The organism is Streptomyces sp. NPDC049541, from assembly GCF_044465725.1.
GTDB lineage: Bacteria > Actinomycetota > Actinomycetes > Streptomycetales > Streptomycetaceae > Streptomyces.
On sequence record NZ_JBITLY010000005.1, the window covers coordinates 673232 to 693478 of the forward strand.

12 protein-coding genes are annotated in these 20247 nt (G+C 72.5%); 8 read left to right on the plus strand and 4 right to left on the minus strand.

The annotated features are described in order from the left end of the window. The 4 genes from ACIBW9_RS22465 (at nt 1) to fxsT (ending at nt 7746) form a co-directional block, all read left to right on the plus strand. The gene (locus ACIBW9_RS22465; protein WP_398957579.1) at nt 1-3339 is read left to right on the plus strand and encodes an SAV_2336 N-terminal domain-related protein; all 3339 of its coding nucleotides are present in this window, start codon (nt 1-3) and stop codon (nt 3337-3339) included. Beyond that, on the plus strand, nt 3336-3488 hold the full coding sequence (locus ACIBW9_RS22470; RefSeq protein ID WP_398957581.1) for a hypothetical protein: 153 nt from the start codon (nt 3336-3338) through the stop codon (nt 3486-3488). Before ACIBW9_RS22465 ends, ACIBW9_RS22470 begins: the two co-directional genes overlap by 4 nt. Next, nucleotides 3485-4684: an FxsB family cyclophane-forming radical SAM/SPASM peptide maturase gene (locus ACIBW9_RS22475; protein WP_398957583.1), complete on the plus strand. Its 1200-nt coding sequence runs from the start codon at nt 3485-3487 to the stop codon at nt 4682-4684. The genes ACIBW9_RS22470 and ACIBW9_RS22475 overlap by 4 nt, the downstream gene beginning before the upstream one ends. Before the next feature lie 101 nt (nt 4685-4785). Beyond that, complete coding sequence (gene fxsT, locus ACIBW9_RS22480) at nt 4786-7746, plus strand: FxSxx-COOH system tetratricopeptide repeat protein (RefSeq protein WP_398957585.1); 2961 nt, start codon at nt 4786-4788, stop codon at nt 7744-7746. 68 nt (nt 7747-7814) lie between these two features. Here the strand turns inward: fxsT and ACIBW9_RS22485 are convergent, their stop codons facing one another. From ACIBW9_RS22485 to ACIBW9_RS22500, 4 genes are all read right to left on the minus strand, one after another. Next, nucleotides 7815-11618: a multifunctional oxoglutarate decarboxylase/oxoglutarate dehydrogenase thiamine pyrophosphate-binding subunit/dihydrolipoyllysine-residue succinyltransferase subunit gene (locus tag ACIBW9_RS22485; protein ID WP_398957587.1), complete on the minus strand. Its 3804-nt coding sequence runs from the start codon at nt 11616-11618 to the stop codon at nt 7815-7817. A gap of 291 nt (nt 11619-11909) precedes the next feature. Next, a complete protein-coding gene (locus ACIBW9_RS22490) occupies nt 11910-13016 on the minus strand; it encodes an ATP-binding protein (protein WP_398957589.1) in 1107 nt (368 codons plus the stop codon). Continuing rightward, nucleotides 13013-13750 (minus strand): response regulator transcription factor, encoded by a 738-nt coding sequence (locus ACIBW9_RS22495; RefSeq protein WP_099931261.1) that lies wholly within the window; start codon nt 13748-13750, stop codon nt 13013-13015. Before ACIBW9_RS22495 ends, ACIBW9_RS22490 begins: the two co-directional genes overlap by 4 nt. A gap of 132 nt (nt 13751-13882) precedes the next feature. Next, a complete protein-coding gene (locus tag ACIBW9_RS22500) occupies nt 13883-14560 on the minus strand; it encodes a spermidine synthase (RefSeq protein WP_398957592.1) in 678 nt (225 codons plus the stop codon). A 198-nt stretch (nt 14561-14758) separates the two neighbouring features. On the opposite strand from ACIBW9_RS22500, the gene ACIBW9_RS22505 reads away from it, so the two are divergent. From ACIBW9_RS22505 to ACIBW9_RS22520, 4 genes are all read left to right on the plus strand, one after another. Further along, nucleotides 14759-18358 carry an ATP-binding protein gene (locus ACIBW9_RS22505; protein ID WP_398957594.1) on the plus strand — a complete coding sequence of 1200 codons (3600 nt, stop codon included), beginning with the start codon at nt 14759-14761 and terminating at the stop codon, nt 18356-18358. A 42-nt stretch (nt 18359-18400) separates the two neighbouring features. Further along, nucleotides 18401-18817, plus strand: a complete 417-nt coding sequence (locus ACIBW9_RS22510) for a hypothetical protein (RefSeq protein WP_398957596.1) — start codon at nt 18401-18403, stop codon at nt 18815-18817. Then, nucleotides 18814-19242 (plus strand): hypothetical protein, encoded by a 429-nt coding sequence (locus ACIBW9_RS22515; protein WP_398957598.1) that lies wholly within the window; start codon nt 18814-18816, stop codon nt 19240-19242. Before ACIBW9_RS22510 ends, ACIBW9_RS22515 begins: the two co-directional genes overlap by 4 nt. 145 nt (nt 19243-19387) lie before the next feature. Next, a complete protein-coding gene (locus ACIBW9_RS22520; protein WP_398957600.1) occupies nt 19388-20152 on the plus strand; it encodes a rhomboid-like protein in 765 nt (254 codons plus the stop codon). Nucleotides 20153-20247 lie beyond the last annotated feature (95 nt).

The following is a 20247-nucleotide window of genomic DNA, read 5'->3' on the forward strand; positions in this document are numbered from 1 at the left end:
ATGCCGGCCCGAGCCCCGGATCCGTCGCCCGGCGAGGTGAGCCCCGAGCTCACGGCGCTGGTCGCGCGGCTGCGCGAGGCGGGCATCCCACCCGGGGTCGAGGAGCTCGCCGACGCCCTGTGGCTGGCCCGCTGGCTGCCCGGGCCGAGCGGAGCCGCCCCTCGAGCCACCGGCGGAACACCGGACTTGACGACCGCGCCCGAAGGGGGGCCGCCCGACACCACCGGCATCTCGGTAGCGCCTTCCGAGGCCGTCGCGCCCCCCGCCGAGAGCGGGCAGCAGGACAGGGCGGCGCTGTTCGCGCCGGGAGCGGGAGACGAGGGGGCGGCGGTCCGTATGACGCCGGTCCGGGTGCCCGCCGCCCCCGCGCTGCCCGAACCCCTCGCACTGCAACGGGCGTTACGCCCCCTGCAGCGGTACCGCGCACCCGTACGCCCCGTACCGAGGGAGCTGGACGAGCGGGCCACCGCCGAACGGGCCGCCGAGTCCGGGCTCGTGCTGCCCGTGCTGCGGGCCGATCGCCGCCGTGAGGCACGTCTGCTGCTCGTGATGGACGTGTCGACCTCCATGGCGGTGTGGCAGCAGGTGCTCGACGAGCTGCGCCAGGTCTGCGAGCGCGCCGGCGCCTTCCGTGAGGTCCAGACGCAGTACCTCCACGAGACGGACGCAGGCCTGCCCGGGCTCGCCGTCGGCCCCGAGCGCACCGGTCCGCTGCACGCCCCGGAGCAGCTCAGCGACCCGACCGGTCGCCGGTTGACCCTGGTGCTCAGCGACTGCGCGGGCCCCATGTGGCGCAGCGGGCGGATGCAGCGGCTGCTGCACCGCTGGGCCGCGACCGCGCCGGTGGCCGTCGTACAGCCGCTGCCGCAGCGCATGTGGCTGCGCACCCATCTGCCGGCCCGGCGCGGGGTGCTGCACCGGCGCGAAGGGCCCGCCGGGACGCTGGAGTTCACGCCCGACAAGGGGCATGTCGACCGGGCCGCGACACCGATCCCCGTGCTGGCCCTGCGGCGCGGCTCCGTGGAGGGCTGGGCCCGGCTGCTGGCGGGGGCCCGCGGGCAGTCCCTGACGGCCGCCGCGGGCTGGGTGCGCGCCGATCACGCGGCGTCCACCGCGCCGGTGCGGGCGGCCCAGGACCTGAGCGCCGAGGAACGCGTCCGGGCGTTCTGGCGCAACGCGTCCCGGGAGGCCCGCAGGCTGGCCGTGCACCTGTCCGCGGTGCCGCTGTACCTGCCCGTGATGCAGCTGGTGCAGCACGCGATGCTCGCCGGAACCGGCCCCGAGGTGCTCTCCGAGGTGCTGCTCGGCGGTCTGGTACGGCGCCGTGACGACGCGGACGACCCGCAGGCGGTGCGCTACGAATTCCTGCCGGGGGTGGCGCCCCGGCTGCGGGAACGGCTGGCGGTCGACGAGGCCGAGCTGCTGTTCAAGCACCTCTCCGACTATGTGGAGCGGAAGTTCGGCCGCAGCGTGCGCAACTTCCCCGCACTGGCGGGCGCATTCCTGCGCGGGGCCGTCGAACCGGGCCTGGCACCCGTGGCGGACCCCCGCACGGACGCGCACGAGCCGGCCGGGCTGCGGGCGTTCGCGGAGGTGTCGGCCGACGTGCTCCGCGACCTCGGCGCGCGCATCCCGGCGGTGCCGGTGCCGGTGTCGACGCCGCTCGCCCCGAACGCCCGGGAACTGCTCAGCAAGGGGAGGGAGGCGATCGGGCGGTACGAGACACAGGGGTTCACCCGGGAACTCGACGCCGCGGTCGAGTACCTGCGGCAGGCGCTGGCGGCCGCACGAACGGAAAGGGAGTGGACATCGGCGGCCGAGGAGCTGGCCAACGCGCTCCTGGCCCGGTGGCGGGTGCGAGGGGTGGGGGACGACCTGCGGGACGCGTGGGAGGCGGTCGGTGACGGGCCGGTGACCATGCGGGCGCATCTCATCCGGGGGACGGTCTGCTGGTTGCAGTGGCGCGAGACGACCCGGGTGGGTCTCGGGTTCTCCGGGATCCCCGACAGCCTGCGCGAGTGGGCCGGACGTGCGCGGCACGGTACGGAGCGGGCGCAGGCCGTCCTGCTCTACCTGGCCGACCGGGACCTCACCGCGGTCCTGGACGACGCGGAGCCCACCCCGGCCGCGCTCGACCGCAGGCGGATCGCCGCCGAGGCGCTGGTGCACGTCCGGCGGGCCGTCGCGGGCTCCGTGCCGCGGACGGAGGACCAGGATGGCTCCCTCCCGGTGCCGGATCCCCAGCAGTGGTACCTCGCGCATCTGAACCGGGCCATCGAGGCGGCCGGGACCCGCATCCGGTTCCCACAGCCGGAGGGCGCCTACGCACTGCGGGGCGCCTTGTGGTTCGAAGTGGCACAGCAGCACGCGGGGGCGGGCCCGATCACCGTACGGCCCCGCCCCAAGCGCGCATCGGCCGCTGCCGAGCACGCGGTGGAGGACCTGCTGGTCGCGGTCCGTGACCAGACCGTGCTGCCCTCCGCCGAACGCTGTCGCATCTGGCTGACCGTGGCGTCGGCCGCCGAGATCCTCCAGCCGCCGCGCGACGACCACCGGGAGCGCCGGCTGGTCCAGTCGGCCGTGGACCAGGCCCTGGAGGCCGCCGGTGACGACGAGGAACTGCTGCTCGACTGCCATCTGTGGGCCGCGCGGGTCTACCGGGACCGCTTCGAGCGGACCGGGGACCCCGCCCATCTGGACCGTGTCGTCGAGGAGTGGACGGCGGCCGAGCTACTGCTCGGCGAGGACGATGCGCGGCGCCACGAGGTACTGACGGACTTCGGCGTGGACCTGCTCAGACGGGGCGAGTCCACGGGATCCGCCGAGGACGTGAACCGGGCCGTGCACCTGCTGCGCACCGCCGTCGAGGAGACGACGTCCGGCGATCCCCGGCTGCCGTCGAGGCAGCGGCAGTTGGCGCTCGCCCACTGGAGGCGTTACCTGCGTTACGGGGTCTTGTCCGATCTCTACGAAGCGGACTGGATACTGGGTGAGGCCGTGCGCGGTGCCGATCCGGAGGCACATGGCTTCCTCGCACTGTGCTGGCTGGAGCGGGGCAACGTGTGCTCGGCCCTGCACGACCGTACGGGCGAGGTCGGTGACCTCTACAAGGCGGCCAACCACTACGCACAGGGCGTCGACGAGGCCCGGGAAGCCGGCGAGGGCGAGCTGATGGCCCGCGCGCTGATGAATCGTGGCGGCGCACGGGAGTTGCTCGGCTCTCCCCGGGAGGCCGTGAGCGACTATGCCGAGGCCCTCCGGCACACCACCGATCCCGAGCTCTCCAGGGACGTCAGGGCCGCCCTCGCCCGCCTGAACCCCGAAACGGCCCCCGAGTGACCGCACCGCCCCAGGACACCCCCGTACCCCTGCCCGACATCCCCCGCCCGGACCACACCGACCACCCGGTTCTCGCCGCCATCCTCGCCGAACTCCGCGCCAGGGAAGCGGAACCCGTCGTCGTCGCCCGTTACGAAGACGCCCCATGACCACACACCCGCGCTGGCCCTACGACGAACTCGACACGGCGGCCCATCGGCCCACCCCCTTCCACCAGTTCGTGCTGAAGGTCCACGGCCGCTGCAACCTCGACTGCTCGTACTGCTACCTGTACCAGGGCCCCGACCACAGTTGGCGCGACCGCCCGGCCCGTACCCCCGACACCACGATGCTGCGCACCGCGCACCGCATCGCCGAACACGTACGCGCCCACCGCCTTGACCGCATCCGCATCGAACTCCACGGCGGTGAACCGCTGCTCACCGGCCCGGACCCCGTCCTCGCCTACGCCCGCGCGGTACGGCAGGCCGTCCCCGCGGACTGCGACGTCACCGCCACCGTCCAGTCCAACGGCACCCGCCTCACCGCCGCCGCCCTGGAACGGCTGGCCGCCGCGGGCATCCGGGTCGGGCTCAGCCTCGACGGCGGGCGTGCCGGTCACAACGCCCGTCGTGTGGACCGCGCCGGCCGTCCCGCCTGGCCGGCTGCCAGAGCAGCGGCGCAGCGACTGACGGCGCGCCCGGAGACGTACGCCGGAATCCTCTGCACGATCGACCTCGGGGCGGACCCGCTCGACGTGTACCGCTCGCTGCTCGAACTGGGGCCGCCCGGCGTCGACTTCCTGCTCCCGCACGCCAACTGGGCCCACCCGCCACCGGGCCTCGCCCCGGTCTCGCCCGGCCGGCACCGCCCGCGCGCCACGCCCTACGGTGACTGGCTCGCGGCCGTCTTCGACGCCTGGTGGGACGAGAACCGGCTGCGTACGCGGGTGCGGCTCTTCCAGGAGATCGCCGCCCTGCTGCTGGGGGCGCCGAGCGGGGCCGAGGCGGTGGGGCTGTCCCCGCTGGCCGCCGTCGTCGTGGAGACCGACGGCTCCATCGACCAGGTGGACTCGCTGCGGTCGGCGTACGCGGGCGCTTCGCGGACGGGCCTCGACGTCTTCCGGCACAGCTTCGACGAGGCGCTGCGTCATCCCGGAGTCGCCGCCCGGCAGCTGGGCGAGCGGGGACTGGCGGACGAGTGCCGTGGGTGCCCGGTGGGCAGGGTGTGCGGCGGTGGCAACTATGTGCACCGCTACGCACCCGGCAGCGGGTTTCTGCACCCCAGCGTGTACTGCGCGGACCTGGAACGGCTCATCCGCCATGTCGCGCACCGGCTGAACCGGACCGCTCGAGGATCCGCATGAGACAAGGCGGGCCTCAACTCTTCATCCCCGGAACCTTTTTGACGCACAATCGAATAGCCTGTGCACAGTTGTGGCCAGGGTCGGTCGAGGGGAACTGAGAGATGGCGGCAGAGCTCGGCCACGTCACGGTGGTCTTCGCCGGACAGAGCGAGTCCTGGGCCAAATGGATCGACCACCAGATCCGGGCCGCCGGGCGCGCCACCACGCTGGTGCGCTGGAATCCGCTGCGCCGTCCACCGACCCCCGATTCGCTGACCGACCTGCTGAGCGCGCCCGGCCGCATCCTCCTCGTCATCGACGACTGGTACGAACGGCTCGGGCACGGCAGGTTCGAGGCCTGGGCCGACGTCCTGCGGCAGGTGCTGCCGGCGCACCGGGACCGGATCGCCGCGGTGAGCATCACCGCACAGCCCATGCCGGAGGCCGTCATCGCCCTGGCCCCCGTCGAACTGCGCGGCCTCAGGCCGGAGGTGGCCCGCAGCCGCGTCCTGGAGTGTGCGGGCATCCCGGCCCCCGGCACCCTCGTCGCCCTCTCCCGCGGCCCCCGCTTCCCCGACGACCCGCCCGAGGTGTGGCAGGCACCGCGCCGCAACCGCCGCTTCATCGGCCGTGCCGAACTCCTGGAGAAGGTCTACGGCACCTTCTCCGCGGCCGGCCGGGACGGCGCCGCCGTGGCCCTGCTCGGCCCCGGGGGGTTCGGCAAGACCCAGCTGGCACTGGAGTACGTGCACCGCTTCGCCGGCGAGTACGACATCGTCTGGTGGGTCACCGCAGCCCAACGCATCACCGCCCGCCAGCAGTTCGCCGAACTCGCCCCGCGGCTCGGCGTGCCGGACGGCGGCGACCTGTCGGCGACGATCAAGGCCGTACGGCGCGAACTCGACAGCACCGCACGCCCCTGGCTGCTCGTCCTGGACGGAGCGACCGGCGAGCCCGAGCGACTGCTCGACATCGTGCCGGAGGGGCACGGGCACGTCCTCGTCACCACCCACCGCACGGAGTGGGGAGCCCACACCGAGACGATCACCGTGCCGGCCTTCGAACGCCGGGAGAGCGTCGCGTTCGTCCGGCGCCGGGCCGATCGCCTCACCGACGACGAGGCGGAACGGCTCGCGGAGGCCGTCGAGGACATGCCGCTGCTGCTCGACCAGATGGCCGCCTGGCTGGACCAGACCCCGACCGCCTCCGTGGGCGACTACATACGTGACATCGGCGAGGGCAGGCCGGACCGGTTCGGAGTGGTGCACTCCGGCGGATACCCGCGCTTCGAGGTGGCCTGGGCGAAGCTCGTCAACACGCTGCGCGAGGGTTTCGAGCCCGCCTGGAAGCTGCTCAACCTGCTCGCGTGCTTCTCGCCCGACGTGGTGCCGGTACGGCTGCTGCAGACCGCCCGCCACGGCGATCTGCCGCCCGACCTGGCCGAGTTGGTCGCGGAGCCCAGCAGCTGGAACAGCGCGCTGCGCAAGCTGTCCGAGATCACCTCCATGCGGATCGAGTACGAGCAGAGCCCGCGCCTGGACACCCAGACCGTCAGCACGCTCCGTATGCACCGGCTCTTCCACCGTTTCGTACGCTCCATCCAGTCACCCGACGACATCGCGTACTACTCGGCCGCGGCCCGCAAGGTCCTGGTCTCCGCCGACCCGCGCGACTCCTCCTCGGCGGGCAACTGGTCCCGGTATGCCGAGCTCATACCGCACCTGGAGCCCTCCGGGGCGCTGCGCTCGGCCGACGACGACGTCCGCGAACTCGTCCTCAACTGCATCGAGTACCTGCGGATGCGCGGCGAGTACCACGAGGGCTGGTCGCTGAGCCGGCAGGTCGTGCAGAACTGGCGCGAGGCCTTCGGCGACACCGACCGCTCGGTGCTCGTCGCCGTCCACCAGCTCGCCAACATGCTGCGCAGGACCGGCCGCTACAGAGAGGCGGAGGAGGTCGGCCGGGAGAACCTGAGGCGGCTGATCGAAGCCGGTGACACCCGGCCCATCGAGCTGATCCGCGCCAAGGACGGACTCGGCGGAACGCTCATGGCGCTCGGCCGGTACACCGAGGCACGCACCCTGTTCGAGGAGGCCGCCGCGAGCGCAGCCGCCGAGCTGGGCGGCGAGAACGTGCCGCGCACCCTCACGATCCGCAGCAACCTCGCCGTCGCCATCGGCCTGCAGGGCCGCTACACCGAGTCGCTCGCCCTGCACCGGAGGATCTTCGAGGCCCGGGTCGAACTCCTCGGCGGCAAGAACGCGGCCACGCTCAACTCGGCCCTGCACACCGCCTGGATGCTGAGGCTGCTCGGCCAGTACCGCGAGGCACTGCAGATCCAGGGTCACAACTCCCGTGTCCACAGCCAGATCCTCGACCGCAACCACAGCCAGACCGTCCGCGCCGAGCACAATCTGGCCCTGTGCTCCCGGCGCGTGGGGGACCTGCAGTTCGCCCACGCCATGATGCGCGGGGTCCGGGAGAAGCTGCTGCGCCGATGGGGCATGCTGCATCCGGAGACGCTCATGGTCTCCTGCGACTACGCCATGCTGCTGCGCCAGATGGGGCTGGGCACGGAGGCCCGGGAGCTCGCCGAGTCCACCGCCGCGCAATACGCCTCCCAGCTCGGTGACGGCCATCCGTATGCGATCGGAGCCCGCGACAACGTGGCCATCGTCATGCGGGACATGGGCGAGAAGCGGGCGGCACTGGAACTTTCCCGGCACACCACGCACCAGATGGAGCAGGCGGTCGGCCAGGACCACCCCTGGGCCATAGGCTGCGCCAAGAACGGGATCGCCGCGCTGGCCACCGTCGGCGACACCGATGCCGCGGCCGCCCTGGGGCGGGAGGCCGCCGACCGGTCCGCCCGCGTCCTGGGCGACTCGCACATCCTGACGATCAGCCTCAGGGCAGGGCTGGCGCTGGATCTCGCGCAGCTCGGGGAGCGCGAGGAGGCCGAGAACCTGCGCACGGAGGCGGAGAACCGGCTCACCGCCCTGCTCGGCGCCGACCATCCGCACGCCGACGACATCCTCAGACGGCACAACCCCTACTGGGACTTCGAACCCCAGCCGATCTGACCGCGCCGCAACGCCGAAGGGTCCGGCCCCCGAGGGGACCGGACCCTTCCGCACCGCTGTGTCGAGACCTACGCCTCGAACACCTCACGCACCAGCTGCTCCTGCTCCGCCTGGTGTCGCTTCGCGGAACCGACGGCCGGGGACGAGCTGTGCGGGCGGGAGATCCGCCGCAGGCGCTCGCCGTGCGGCACGTCCGCGCCGACCGCCAGGTCGAGGTGGTCGATCAGGTTGAGGGCGATGAACGGCCAGGCGCCCTGGTTCGCCGGCTCCTCCTGGGCCCACAGGTACTTCTCGACGTTCGGGTACTTGGCGATCTCCGCCTGGAGCTCGGCACCCGGCAGCGGGTACAGCCGCTCGACACGGACGATCGCGATGTCCGTGGCGCCTCGCTTGGTGCGCTCGGCCTCCAGGTCGTAGTACAGCTTGCCCGCGACGAACACGACCTTGCGGACCGCGGCCGGGTCGACCGTGGAGTCGCCGATGACCGGGCGGAACTGACCCGAGGTGAACTCCTCCGTCTTCGACGCGGCGGCCTTCAGGCGCAGCATCGACTTCGGGGTGAAGACCACCAGCGGCTTGTGGTGCGGGTTGTGCACCTGCCACCGCAGGAGGTGGAAGTAGTTCGACGGGAGGGTCGGCATCGCGACGGTCATGTTGTTCTGCGCGCACAGCTGGAGGAAGCGCTCGACGCGGGCCGAGGAGTGGTCCGGGCCCTGGCCCTCGTAGCCGTGGGGGAGCAGCAGCACGACACCGCTCGTCTGGCCCCACTTCTGCTCCGCCGCCGAGATGTACTCGTCGACGACCGTCTGCGCGCCGTTGACGAAGTCGCCGAACTGCGCCTCCCACATCACGAGCGCGTCGGGGCGGGCCAGCGAGTAGCCGTACTCGAAGCCCATGACCGCGTACTCGGAGAGCAGCGAGTTGTAGACGTTGTAGCGGGCCTGGTCCTCGGCGAGGTACTGGAGCGGGGTGTGCTCCTCGCCCGTCTCGCGGTCGATGAGGACCGCGTGGCGCTGGCCGAAGGTGCCGCGCTGGGAGTCCTGGCCGGAGAGGCGCACCGGGGTGCCCTCCAGGAGCAGGGAGCCGACGGCCAGCGTCTCGCCCATGCCCCAGTCGATCGTGCCGTCCTCGACCATCGTCGCCCGGCGCTGCAGCTGCGGCAGCAGACGCGGGTGGACGTGGAAGTGGTCGGGGATGTTGACCTGGGACTCGGCGATCCGCTTCACGACCTCCGTGGTGATCGCGGTGTTCACCGGGACCGGGAACTCGGCCTGCGGGTCCGAGACCGGGGCGGCGCCCGGCTGCGAGGTGGCCTCGCGGACCTCCGTGAAGACCTTCTCCAGCTGGCCCTGGTAGTCCTGCAGGGCCTGCTCGGCCTCTTCCAGGGTGATGTCACCGCGACCGATCAGGGACTCGGTGTAGAGCTTCCGCACCGAGCGCTTCTTGTCGATCAGGTCGTACATCAGCGGCTGGGTGAAGGCCGGGTTGTCCGACTCGTTGTGACCGCGGCGGCGGTAGCAGATGAGGTCGATCACCACGTCCTTGTTGAACGCCTGGCGGAACTCGAAGGCGAGCCGCGCGACGCGGACCACGGCCTCAGGGTCGTCGCCGTTCACGTGGAAGATCGGGGCCTCGATCATCCTCGCCACGTCCGTCGCGTACATCGACGAGCGGGAGGACTCCGGGGCGGCGGTGAAGCCGACCTGGTTGTTGATGACGATGTGGACCGTGCCGCCGGTGCGGTAGCCGCGCAGCTGCGACATGTTCAGGGTCTCGGCCACCACGCCCTGGCCCGCGAAGGCCGCGTCGCCGTGCAGGGCCACCGGCAGGACGGTGAAGTCCGTGCCGCCCTTGTTGATGATGTCCTGCTTGGCGCGGGTGATGCCCTCGATGACCGGGTCGACCGTCTCCAGGTGGGAGGGGTTCGCGGCCAGCGAGACCGTGATCTGCTCGCCGTCCAGGCCGGTGAAGGTGCCCTGGGCGCCCAGGTGGTACTTCACGTCGCCGGAGCCGTGCATCGACTTCGGGTCGAGGTTGCCCTCGAACTCGCGGAAGATCTGCGCGTACGACTTGCCGACGATGTTGGCCAGCACGTTCAGGCGGCCGCGGTGGGCCATGCCGATGACGACCTCGTCCAGGCGGGACTCGGCGGCGGAGTCGATGACCGCGTCGAGCAGCGGGATGACGGACTCGCCGCCCTCCAGGGAGAAGCGCTTCTGGCCGACGTACTTCGTCTGCAGGAAGGTCTCGAAGGCCTCCGCCGCGTTCAGCCGGCGCAGGATGCGCAGCTGCTCCTCGCGCTCCGGCTTGGAGTGCGGGCGCTCCACCCGGTCCTGGATCCACTTGCGCTGCTTGGGGTCCTGGATGTGCATGAACTCGATGCCGGTGGTGCGGCAGTACGAGTCGCGCAGCACGCCGAGGATGTCGCGCAGCTTCATCATCGACTTGCCGGCGAAGCCGCCGACGGCGAACTCGCGCTCCAGGTCCCACAGGGTGAGCCCGTGCTCGGTGATGTCCAGGTCGGGGTGCTTGCGCTGGCGGTACTCCAGCGGGTCGGTGTCGGCCATGACATGGCCGCGGACCCGGTAGGAGTGGATCAGCTCGAAGACGCGGGCGGCCTTGGTGACGTCGTCGTCGTGGCTGGCGTCGATGTCCTTGAGCCAGCGGACCGGCTCGTAGGGGATGCGCAGGGCCTCGAAGATCTCGTCGTAGAAGCCGTTCTCGCCGAGCAGGAGGTTGGCGACGATCCGCAGGAACTCGCCGGAGGCGGCGCCCTGGATGACCCGGTGGTCGTAGGTCGACGTGAGCGTCATGACCTTCGAGATGCCGAGCTTGTTCAGGGTGTCCTGGCTGGTGCCCTGGAACTCCGCCGGGTAGTCCATGGAGCCGACGCCCATGATGACCGACTGACCGGGCATCAGACGCGGGACCGAGTGGACGGTGCCGAGGCCGCCGGGGTTGGTCAGGGAGACCGTGACACCGGTGAAGTCGTCCATCGTCAGCTTGCCGTCACGGGCGCGGCGGACGATGTCCTCGTAGGCCTGCCAGAACTCGAAGAAGTTCAGCGTCTCGGCCTTCTTGATGCCCGCGACGACCAGCTGGCGGTCGCCGTTGGGCTTCACCAGGTCGATGGCGAGGCCGAAGTTGACGTGCGGCGGCTTGACGAGGGTGGGCTTCCCGTCCTTCTCCGCGTAGTGCCAGTTCATCGACGGCATCGTCTTGATGGCCTGCACCATCGCGTAGCCGATCAGGTGCGTGAAGGAGATCTTCCCGCCCCGGGCGCGCTTGAGGTGGTTGTTGATGACGATGCGGTTGTCGAACAGCAGCTTCACCGGGACCGCGCGCACGGACGTGGCCGTGGGCAGCTCCAGGGAGGCGTTCATGTTCTTCGCGACGGCGGCGGCGGGACCGCGCAGGGTCACCAGCTCGGGGCCGTCGGCGGCCTCGGTCGCGGGGGCGGCCTTGGCAGCGGGCTTCGCCGGAGCGGGGGCCGCGGCGGCCGGCTTCGCGGGGGCGGGCGCCGGAGCGGCGGCCGCGGGCTTCTGGGCCTCGGGGGCCGGCGCGGGAACGGGCGCCGCGGGGGCGGCCGGGGCCTGCGCAGCCGGGGCGGCGGGCGCCGCGGGTGCCGGGGTGGTGGTCTCTGCGGCCCCCGCGGCCGCAGTACCCGCCGGAGCCGGGGCGGCGGGGGCCCCGGGCTTGTAGTCGGCGAAGAAGTCCCACCAGGCTCGGTCTACCGAATTCGGGTCCTGGAGGTACTGCTGATAGATCTCGTCGACGAGCCACTCGTTGGGGCCGAACGCCGCAGCGGGGTTCTTGCCCGCTTGGTCTGCGTCGGTCGAGATGCTCGAGTTACTGGGGGACTGTGGCGACACGGCGGCAACCGCCCTCTTCCGCTTCACAAGGTGATGGACAGCGGGAATAAAGGCTACGCCCCCAAGACCCGGAAGGTCAGGCCGGGCCGGTTCATCGTCGTGTAAGTCACATCGGAAACCGCGTTTCGGGCCTGGAAATGGCGGGAAACAAACGCGGTTCCGGTACGGGAGGAGGGTGACGGGAAACGCCGAACCAGGCCCTGCACGCTCAGCGTGCGGGCGTGTGCCTGATCACACGTGTCCGTCAGTGCGGACCCCGGTGGATCTTGAGGCTCCGGTTCGGACTTTACGTCAACTTTGAACGGATGTCTCTCCCGGGAGGGTGACGAGAATCCGGCAACCCCGCTCGGATTCGGCCACTCCGATCCCGCCACCGTGCAGGTCGACGGCCCAGCGGGCGATCGCGAGGCCCAGCCCCGTACCGCCGTCGCCGCCCTGGCCGTTGGACGCGCCCGCGCCGCCCCGGTTGAACCGCTCGAAGACCCGGTGCCACTCCGAGCGTGGAATGCCGGGGCCCTCGTCCAGCACCTCCAGCTCCAGCGACTCCGGCAGCGCGCCGCGTCGCGCCTTCACGGTCACACGGCCGTGCGGCGGGCTGTGCTTGACCGCGTTGTCGATGAGATTTGCCACTACCTGGTGGATCCGCTCGGGGTCCGCGTGCGCCGTCAGCTCCGGCGGGGACACGTCGAGGTGCAGATGCACATCCGTGCGGGTGTGGCTGCCGGAGCCGGAGGCGATGCCCGCGCGCGCGGGCACGGCCATGTTGGCCTCCTTCAGCACGCCCGAGAGGTACGGCCAGACCTCGAAGCGCCGCCGGCGCAGCGGTACGACCCCGTTGTCCAGCCGGGACAGGTCCAGCAGCGTCTCCACCAGCCGGCCGAGCCGCTCGGTCTGCTTCAGGGCCGTACGCATGGTCTCCGGGTCGGCCGGGGAGACACCGTCGACGATGTTCTCCAGCACCGCCCTCAGGCCCGCGATGGGCGTGCGCAGCTCGTGCGAGACGTTCGCCACCAGCTCCTTGCGCTGGCGGTCCTGGGCCTCCAGGTCGTCCGCCATGCGGTTGATCGTCTGCGCCAGGTCGCCCAGCTCGTCACGGCGGTTCTCGCGCACCCTGCGGGTGTAGTCGCCGTGCGAGATGGCCCTGGCCACCGCGTTCATGTCGTCCAGCGGCGCGGTCAGCGAATGGGCAACGAACTGCGTGATCAGCAGGGTGGCGATCATCGAGAAGACCGTGATGAAGCGCAGCTCCGTCGCCGTGCGCATGGCGATCATCATCAGCCCGGTGGTGATCAGGACCGCGATGACGACGAGCGCGCCCAGCTTGGTCTTGATCGAGAACGGGCTCACACCGCCCCAGGGCTCCCCGGGGCTTCTCCGGCCGGCCGGACCGCCGCTCATGGCGTCGGGGTCTCCAGCGCGTAGCCCACACCGTGCACCGTGCGGATCCGCTCGGCGCCGATCTTCCGGCGCAGCGCCTTGATGTGGCTGTCGACCGTACGGGTGCCGGAGGCGTCCGCCCAGTCCCACACCTCGGCGAGGAGCTGCTCACGGGAGAGCACCGCGCGCGGGGTGTTCGCCAGGCACACCAGCAGGTCGAACTCGGTGGGCGTCAGATGCACGTCCTCGGAGTGCACACGTACCCGCCGCTGGGCGTGGTCGATCTCCAGCTCGCCCAGGCGCAGGATGCCGCTTCTGGGCGTCGTGGCGGCCAGCGCGGCCCGCTCCACCCGGCGCAGCAGCACATGCACGCGGGCCGCCAGCTCCCGCATGGAGAACGGCTTGGTCATGTAGTCGTCGGCGCCGACGCCGAGCCCGACCAGCATGTCGGTCTCGTCGTCGCGCGCGGTCAGCATCAGCACCGGCACCGGGCGCTGGGCCTGCACCCGGCGGCAGACCTCCAGGCCGTCGAAGCCCGGCAGCATGATGTCGAGGATCAGCAGATCGGGCTGCCAGGCCTCGGCGGTGTCGACGGCCGCCGGGCCGTCACCCGCGGTCTGCACGAGGAAACCCTCTGCGCGCAGGCGGGCCGCGATGGCGTCGACGATGGTCGCGTCGTCCTCGACCACCAGGACCCTGCGCTGCGCGCCCGGGGTCGCCGTCGTGCCGTTGTGGGATGTGTGGGTCTGCTCCATCGCCCGCCCCTGAGTTGCTTTCCGGAATCCGTGGGGTGATCCGTTACCTGGCTCATGCCTGCGCATGCTTGCGATTGACGCTTGAATGACCTGCGCCAGAGAAGCAGAGTACGGGGAGTCGCCGTCCCACGGCTATCCAGGTCGGACGGCGATGTGCACGACGTCGGGAACGCCACGGGCAACCGGGATCTCTTCGGTACGCACCTGTTGGAACCCGGCATTCCGCAAGGTTTCTTCGAAATCCGGAGAGGGCTGCGCGGACCACACCACCAGCACCCCGCCCGGCTTCAACACCCTTGCGCAGCTTGTCAGTCCGGTGGGTGAGTAGAGATCGTCGTTGCCCTCGGTGACGGTCCAGTCGGGGCCGTTGTCGATGTCCAGGCACAGGGCGTCATAAGTGGCGGATGTCTCATGGACGTGCTCGATCAGATCGGTCTCCAGGATCCGCGTACGGGGATCGGCGACGGCCTGGGCGGAGAGGGCGGCGAGGGGGCCGTTCAGGTGCCAGTCGATGATCGCGCGCTCGCGCTCCACGACCGTGATCGCGCCCCAGCGCGGGTCCGCCGCCGCGTGTGCGAGCGAGAAGCCCACGCCGAGGCCTCCGATCAGCACGTCCGGCGCCTTGCGGGGGCCCACGGCGGCGAGCGCGGCGTCCACCAGGAGCCGCTCCGAGCGGCCGTCCGAGGTGTCCATCAGAAAGCAGCCGTTGGCGATGATCTGCAGCAGCTCGCCGTGCCGGCGGAGCACGACCTCGCCGTACGGGCCCTCGCGACGGTCCAGGACCACAGGGGTGTCGTAGGTGGCGGTCATGGCCCCATCCTCCACGAACTCGGGTGCGCGGCCAGGGGAATTACCGGGGGCGCCGCGGGGCGTCGCGCGCCTCGCGCCCGCCGCGGGGCGGGCCTACGCTCGAAGCAGAGCGCTCCGCGACGGGGCGTGGATCGTCCGCGGGTTCGTTGTGGCCGGCGCTGGTGAAGCCGGGGCCTGCGAGAAGTGCGGGGTGGCTGCATGGCCGCGAAGTACCCGTTCGTGGGACGCGAGGACGTGCTCGGTGAGCTTCGGGGGGCCTTGGAGCGCGCAGCGTCCGGCCGGGGAGGGCTCGTCACCCTCACCGGGCCCGCCGGTGCGGGCAAGACCCGTACCGCCGAGGAGGTCACGGCGCACGCCGGTGCCTTTCGCGTCCTGTGGGCCTGGTGTCCGCCGGAGACCGCCGGGCGGGCCTTCCGGCCCTGGTCGCGGCTGCTGCGGGAGCTGGTCGCGGAGGATGTGGCCTGCGGGCGGCTGGTGACCACGTCGCCGCCGCTTCGGGCGCTGGTCTCGGGGGCGGCGGCCGGAGCCCTGCGGGGTGCCGACCCGGAGACCGCTCGGCTGCGGCTCGCAGGCGATGTCTCCGAGCTGCTGGCCACGGCCGCGCGCCGCCGCCCGCTGCTCCTGGTGCTGGACGACGTGCACGCCGCCGACGCCTCCTCGCTGCGGCTGCTGCTGGAGACCGCGGACGCTGCCCGCACCTGCCCCGTCCTGCTGCTGGCGACGGCTCGCGACGAGGATGCGGCCTGGGGGGACGACGGGTGGGCTCGGGCCCAACTGCTGCGGAGGGGGCGGGCGTTGGGGCTGGGGCCGTTGCAGGAGCGGGACGTCGCGGTGTTGGTCGAGGCGGTGACGGGGGTCGCTCCGGAGGCGGCTGCGCTGCGTGCGCTGGTACGGCGTACGGGCGGTGACGCGTTCTTCGTCACCGAGCTGCTGCGGGCCGGGAGTTGGGGTGCGGCGCCGCCCGGGGACGGGGGCGGCCCCGGTGTTCCTTCGGTCGCCGTCCGGGCCGCCGTACGGGACCGGATGGACGACCTGACCCCGAGGGCCGCGCGTGTGCTGGAGGTGGCCGCCGTCCTCGGTACCCGGTTCCGGCTCGACGTGCTCGCCGAGGCCGCGGAGGTGCCGCTGGCCGAGCTGCGCACGCTGCTGGGGGAGGCCGCCGGGGCGGGGCTGCTGGCCGAGGCCGGGGCCGACCGGGGCGCCTTCCGGCACGACCTGCTCCGGGACGCGGTCCACGACACCCTCGCCCCCGCCGAACGCGCCGACCTCCACCGGACGGCCGCCGAGGTCCTCGCCGGCTACGCCCGCCGCGGCCGCGACACCGGCCCGGCGGAAGTGGCCCACCACCTGCTCCTGTCCGGCCCCGAGCAGGCACGGGAGGCCGCGAGGTACGCCCACGAGGCGGCGGTCCGCGCGGAGGCACTGTTCGCGTTCGAGGACGCGGCCCGGTGGTACGAGCGCGCGGTGGAGGTGTGGGACGGGGGCGCGGTCGGGGCCGGCGGCGATGACAGGGGGGCCGGGGTTCCGGGTGCCGGCGGTGCGACGGCTGAGGCTTTGGGTGGGGGTGTGGTGGGGGCCGGTGGGGTCGCGGGGCGCGGTGGTGGGAGTGGTCGCAGGGCTGGCGGCGATGACGGGGGAGTCGGGGCCTCGGGTGCCGGCGGTGCGACGGCTGAGGCTTTGGGTGGGGGTGTGGTGGGGGCCGGTGGGGTCGCGGGGCGCGGTGGTGGGGGTGGTCGCAGGGCTGGCGGCGGTGCCAGGGGGGCCGGGGTTCCGGGTGCTGGCGGTGCGTCGGGCGGGGCTTTGGGTGGGGGTGTGGTGGGGGCCGGTGGGGTCGCGGGGCGCGGTGGTGGGAGTGGTCGCAGGGTTGGCGGCGATGACGGGGGAGTCGGGGTCGCGGGCCGCGGCGGCGGTGATGACCAGGAACGCGACCCCGGCCCGGGGGTGGCTTCCTTGCCCCATCGCGTCGAGCTCGTGGAAGCCCTTCTCGGGCTGGGCTCCGCTCGGCTCGGGGCCGGGGAGCGGGAGGGTGCGCGGGCCGCGCTGCTCAGGGCCGCCGGGCTGGCGCGGGAGGCCGGGCGGGCGGATCTGCTGGCGCGGGCCGCGCTGGGGCTCGGGACCGGGCCCGTCGGGTTCGAGGTCGACCTCGAGGACCGTGAGCAGCTCGACCTGCTGACCGAGGCCCGCACCGCGCTCGCCGCCGAACCCGGGCACGCGGCCCTGCGCGCCGCCGTCACCGCACGGCTCTCGCTCGCCGCCGGGCTGGTAGAACCGGAGAAGTACCGCCTCGCCCTCGCCGAGGAGGCTGTCGGCACCGCACGTGAGGCCGGCGATCCGGCGACCCTCGGCCCGGCCCTGGCCGCGCTGTGCGACGCTCGGCCCGGACCCGACCACTGCCGGGACCGGCTCGACTGGTCCACGCAGATCGTGACGACCGCCCGCGACCTGCGCGACCCCGTGCTCGAACTGCTCGGCCGGCGGCTCCGGTTGGTCGCGCTGATGGAGACCGGCGACTTCACCGGGGCCGACGCGGAGGCGCTCGCGTACGAGACGGCCGTACGACCGCTGCGGCGGCCCCTGTACGCCTGGTACGTGCCCCTGTGGCGCGGCGCGCGGGCCCTGATGGAGGGCCGGTACGAGGACTGCGCCGCCGCGCTCGACGAGGTCGAGGACCTGGGCCGCAGGGCCGGCAGCGCCAACGCCGCCCTCCTCGCAATCACCCAGCGCTGGTGCCTGTACGCCGAGACGGGCGACGCGGCCGGGCTGCGGCGGGTGCACGGGGAGGCGGCCCTGCTGGAGCGCTCCCCGATGCTCTGGCCCCGCGTCACCCTCGCCCTCCTTGCGGCGCAGCGCGGCCGGCTCGACGAGGCCGCCCGCCGCCTGTCGGCCGTCGCACCCCGGCTGGGCGGTGCGCCCAGGGACAGCGAGTGGCTGCCGATGCTGGCACAGGCCGCGGAGACGGTCGCCGCCGTGGGCTCCCACCCCTGCGCACCCGCCCTCTACGACCTCCTCACCCCGTACGCCGGCCTGTTCGCCGTGGAAGGCATCGGCGCGGCGGTACGCGGCCCGGTCGACCGCCATCTGGCGCTGCTGGCGGCGGCCATGGGCGATGCGGACCGCACCCGCGAGCACCGCGAGAGGGCACTGCGGGCGGCCGCTGCGGCGGGCGCGGTCGCACTGACGGAACGCATGGCGGGCGAGACGAACGGCAGGCGGCCGGACAGCGGGGCGCAGGCCGACACCCCCGGCTCCCCGCTCTTCCGGCGGGAAGGCCCCCTCTGGCACCTGCGCTACGCCGGTCACGACACCCGTCTCCCCGACAGCAAGGGCCTGCACGACATCGCCGTCCTGCTGGCGCGTCCCGGCACGCCCGTGCCCGCGGTCGAGCTGGCGGCACCGGGCGGCAGGGGAGAGCCCGTCGAGGGCCTGCACCCGCAGGGCGACACCGGGGAGGTCGTCGACGCCACCGCGCGCACCGCGTACCGGCGCAGGCTGCGGGAGTTGGAGGAGGAGGCCCGGGAGGCCGACGAGGCCGGGGACGCCGGGCGTTCGGAGCGGATCGCCGTCGAGCGGGACGCCCTGGTCGGACAGCTCGCGGCCGCCTACGGCATCGGCGGCCGGGTGCGCCGTACCGGATCGGACGCCGAGCGCGCCCGCACCACCGTCACCGCCCGCATCCGGGCCGCCGTACGACGGATCGCCGCCGCCCACCCTGAACTGGGCCGGCACCTCGAAAGCTCCCTGCACACCGGCACCCTCTGCGTCTACCAGCCGGAACACCCGCCCGAGTGGCGGCTGTGAGGCCCCGCCCCACACCGTGATGTCCGATCTCACGCCCCCTGGATGAAGCACCCGAGCCAGAACACCCAGGGAAGGCAGGACACCATGCCACGCACCGCCAAGGCCGAGGCCGAACTCAAGGTCGACGAGCCCGTCATCGAGGGGCGCTACGCCCAGCTCGGCCCGTACACCGTCGCGTACGAGTCGATGAAGCAGGACATGGACCCCGCCCCGCTCTTCCGGGGCCTGCCCGACGACCGCTGCCAGTGCCCGCACTGGGGCCAGGTCGTCTCCGGCCGGATCGTGTTCCGGTACGCCGACCACGACGAGGTCTTCCACGCCGGAGACGCCTATTACGGCGCGCCCGGCCACCTCCCCCTGCTCTTCGCCGGCACCGAGATCGTCGAGTTCAGCCCCACCGCGGAACTGAACCGCACGATGGAGATCGTCGGGCGCAACCTCGCGGGAGCACAGTCATGACCACTGACACCGACCCCGACACCAGCACCCGCGTGAAGGAACTCGCCGGTCTCTTCGTCCGGTTCCTGGAGACCAACACCGCTCCGGACGGGCTGTTCACGGACGACGTCTTCCTCGACCTGACCGTTCCCCAGTGGCGGCTGCAGACCGCCGGCCGCGACGAGCTCGTCGCCACGCGCCGCCGCAGTCACCCCTTCCTCGGTACCGTGCCGCGCCACCGCGTCGACGCCACGCCCACCGGACTCGTCCTGGAGTTCGAGGAGCAGTGGCAGGACGAGCAGGGCGGCACCTGGTACTGCAGGGAGCTGATGCGCGCCGACCTCCGCGACGGCGCCATCAGCGAGGCGTCCATCTACTGCACCGGCGACTGGGACCCCGCGACACGCGCGGCGCACGCCAAGGAGGTCGACCTGCTGAGGCCGTAGCAGGACCAAAACAGCAAGCAGGGTTGCCCTCTGACGCATGAAAAGCATGAGAGGTTGCTGTGAATCGCCTCTCGCGTGGCGTCGGTCACAGACAGGGACCCCTGTGGTTGCGAAGGGTGGGGCGCAACGGAAGGAGCGCCGCAACGTGGAACCCATCGCGACGGCCGACAACGAACCCTCGGTCGTGCCCCTTCCCGACGTGTCCGAACTCCTCGACGGTATGCCGCGGCAGCGCGGCGCGGCCACCGTCGCCGTACCGACCGGGCAGGCGCCGCACCCCGCGGCCCGCGCCCTGCGCCCCTGGCGCCTGCTGCCGACCCCCACCGGTACGCCGTTCACCTTCGCCTACGCGACGGTCCTGGCAATCACCACACTGATCGCCACCTACGCCGCCCCGTCCCTCGTCGACACCCTGCTCCAGGCCTCCAGCACAGACGTCGCGCACCTCGTGCAGACGCCCGTGCTGGTGCTGCTCGCCAGCGGGCTGTGGATCGCGGGCGGGGTCGCGTCGCCGTACGTGGTCTGCTTCCTGCTCGTCCTGACGGCACTGGAGCGGCGGATAGGCGGCGCGCGCACGGCCGTCGTCTTCCTGCTCGGCCATGTCCTGGCCACCCTCGCGACCGAGGTCCCCGTCGGCCTGGCCGTGCTCGTCGGCCACCTTCCCGACAGCTCACTGCACCGCTTCGACTACGGCATCAGCTTCGGCGTCGCCGCCAGCGTGGGCGCCTTGGCCGGGCTGCTCACGCCCTGGCTGCGCTGGCCGATGCTGGTCCTGTTCGGCGGCATGCTGGTCGAAGACCTGATCGAGTTCACCGACCCGCTCAGCAACTGGGGCCATCTGATCTCCCTGGCCATAGGCATCGCGACCTGGCCGATGATCCGCCGCTGGTACCGCACGGCCACGGCCTGACGGCCACGGCCTGACGGCCACGGCCTGACGGCCACGGCCTGACGGCCACGGCCTGACGGCCACGGCCTGACGGCCACGGCCTGACGGCCACGGCC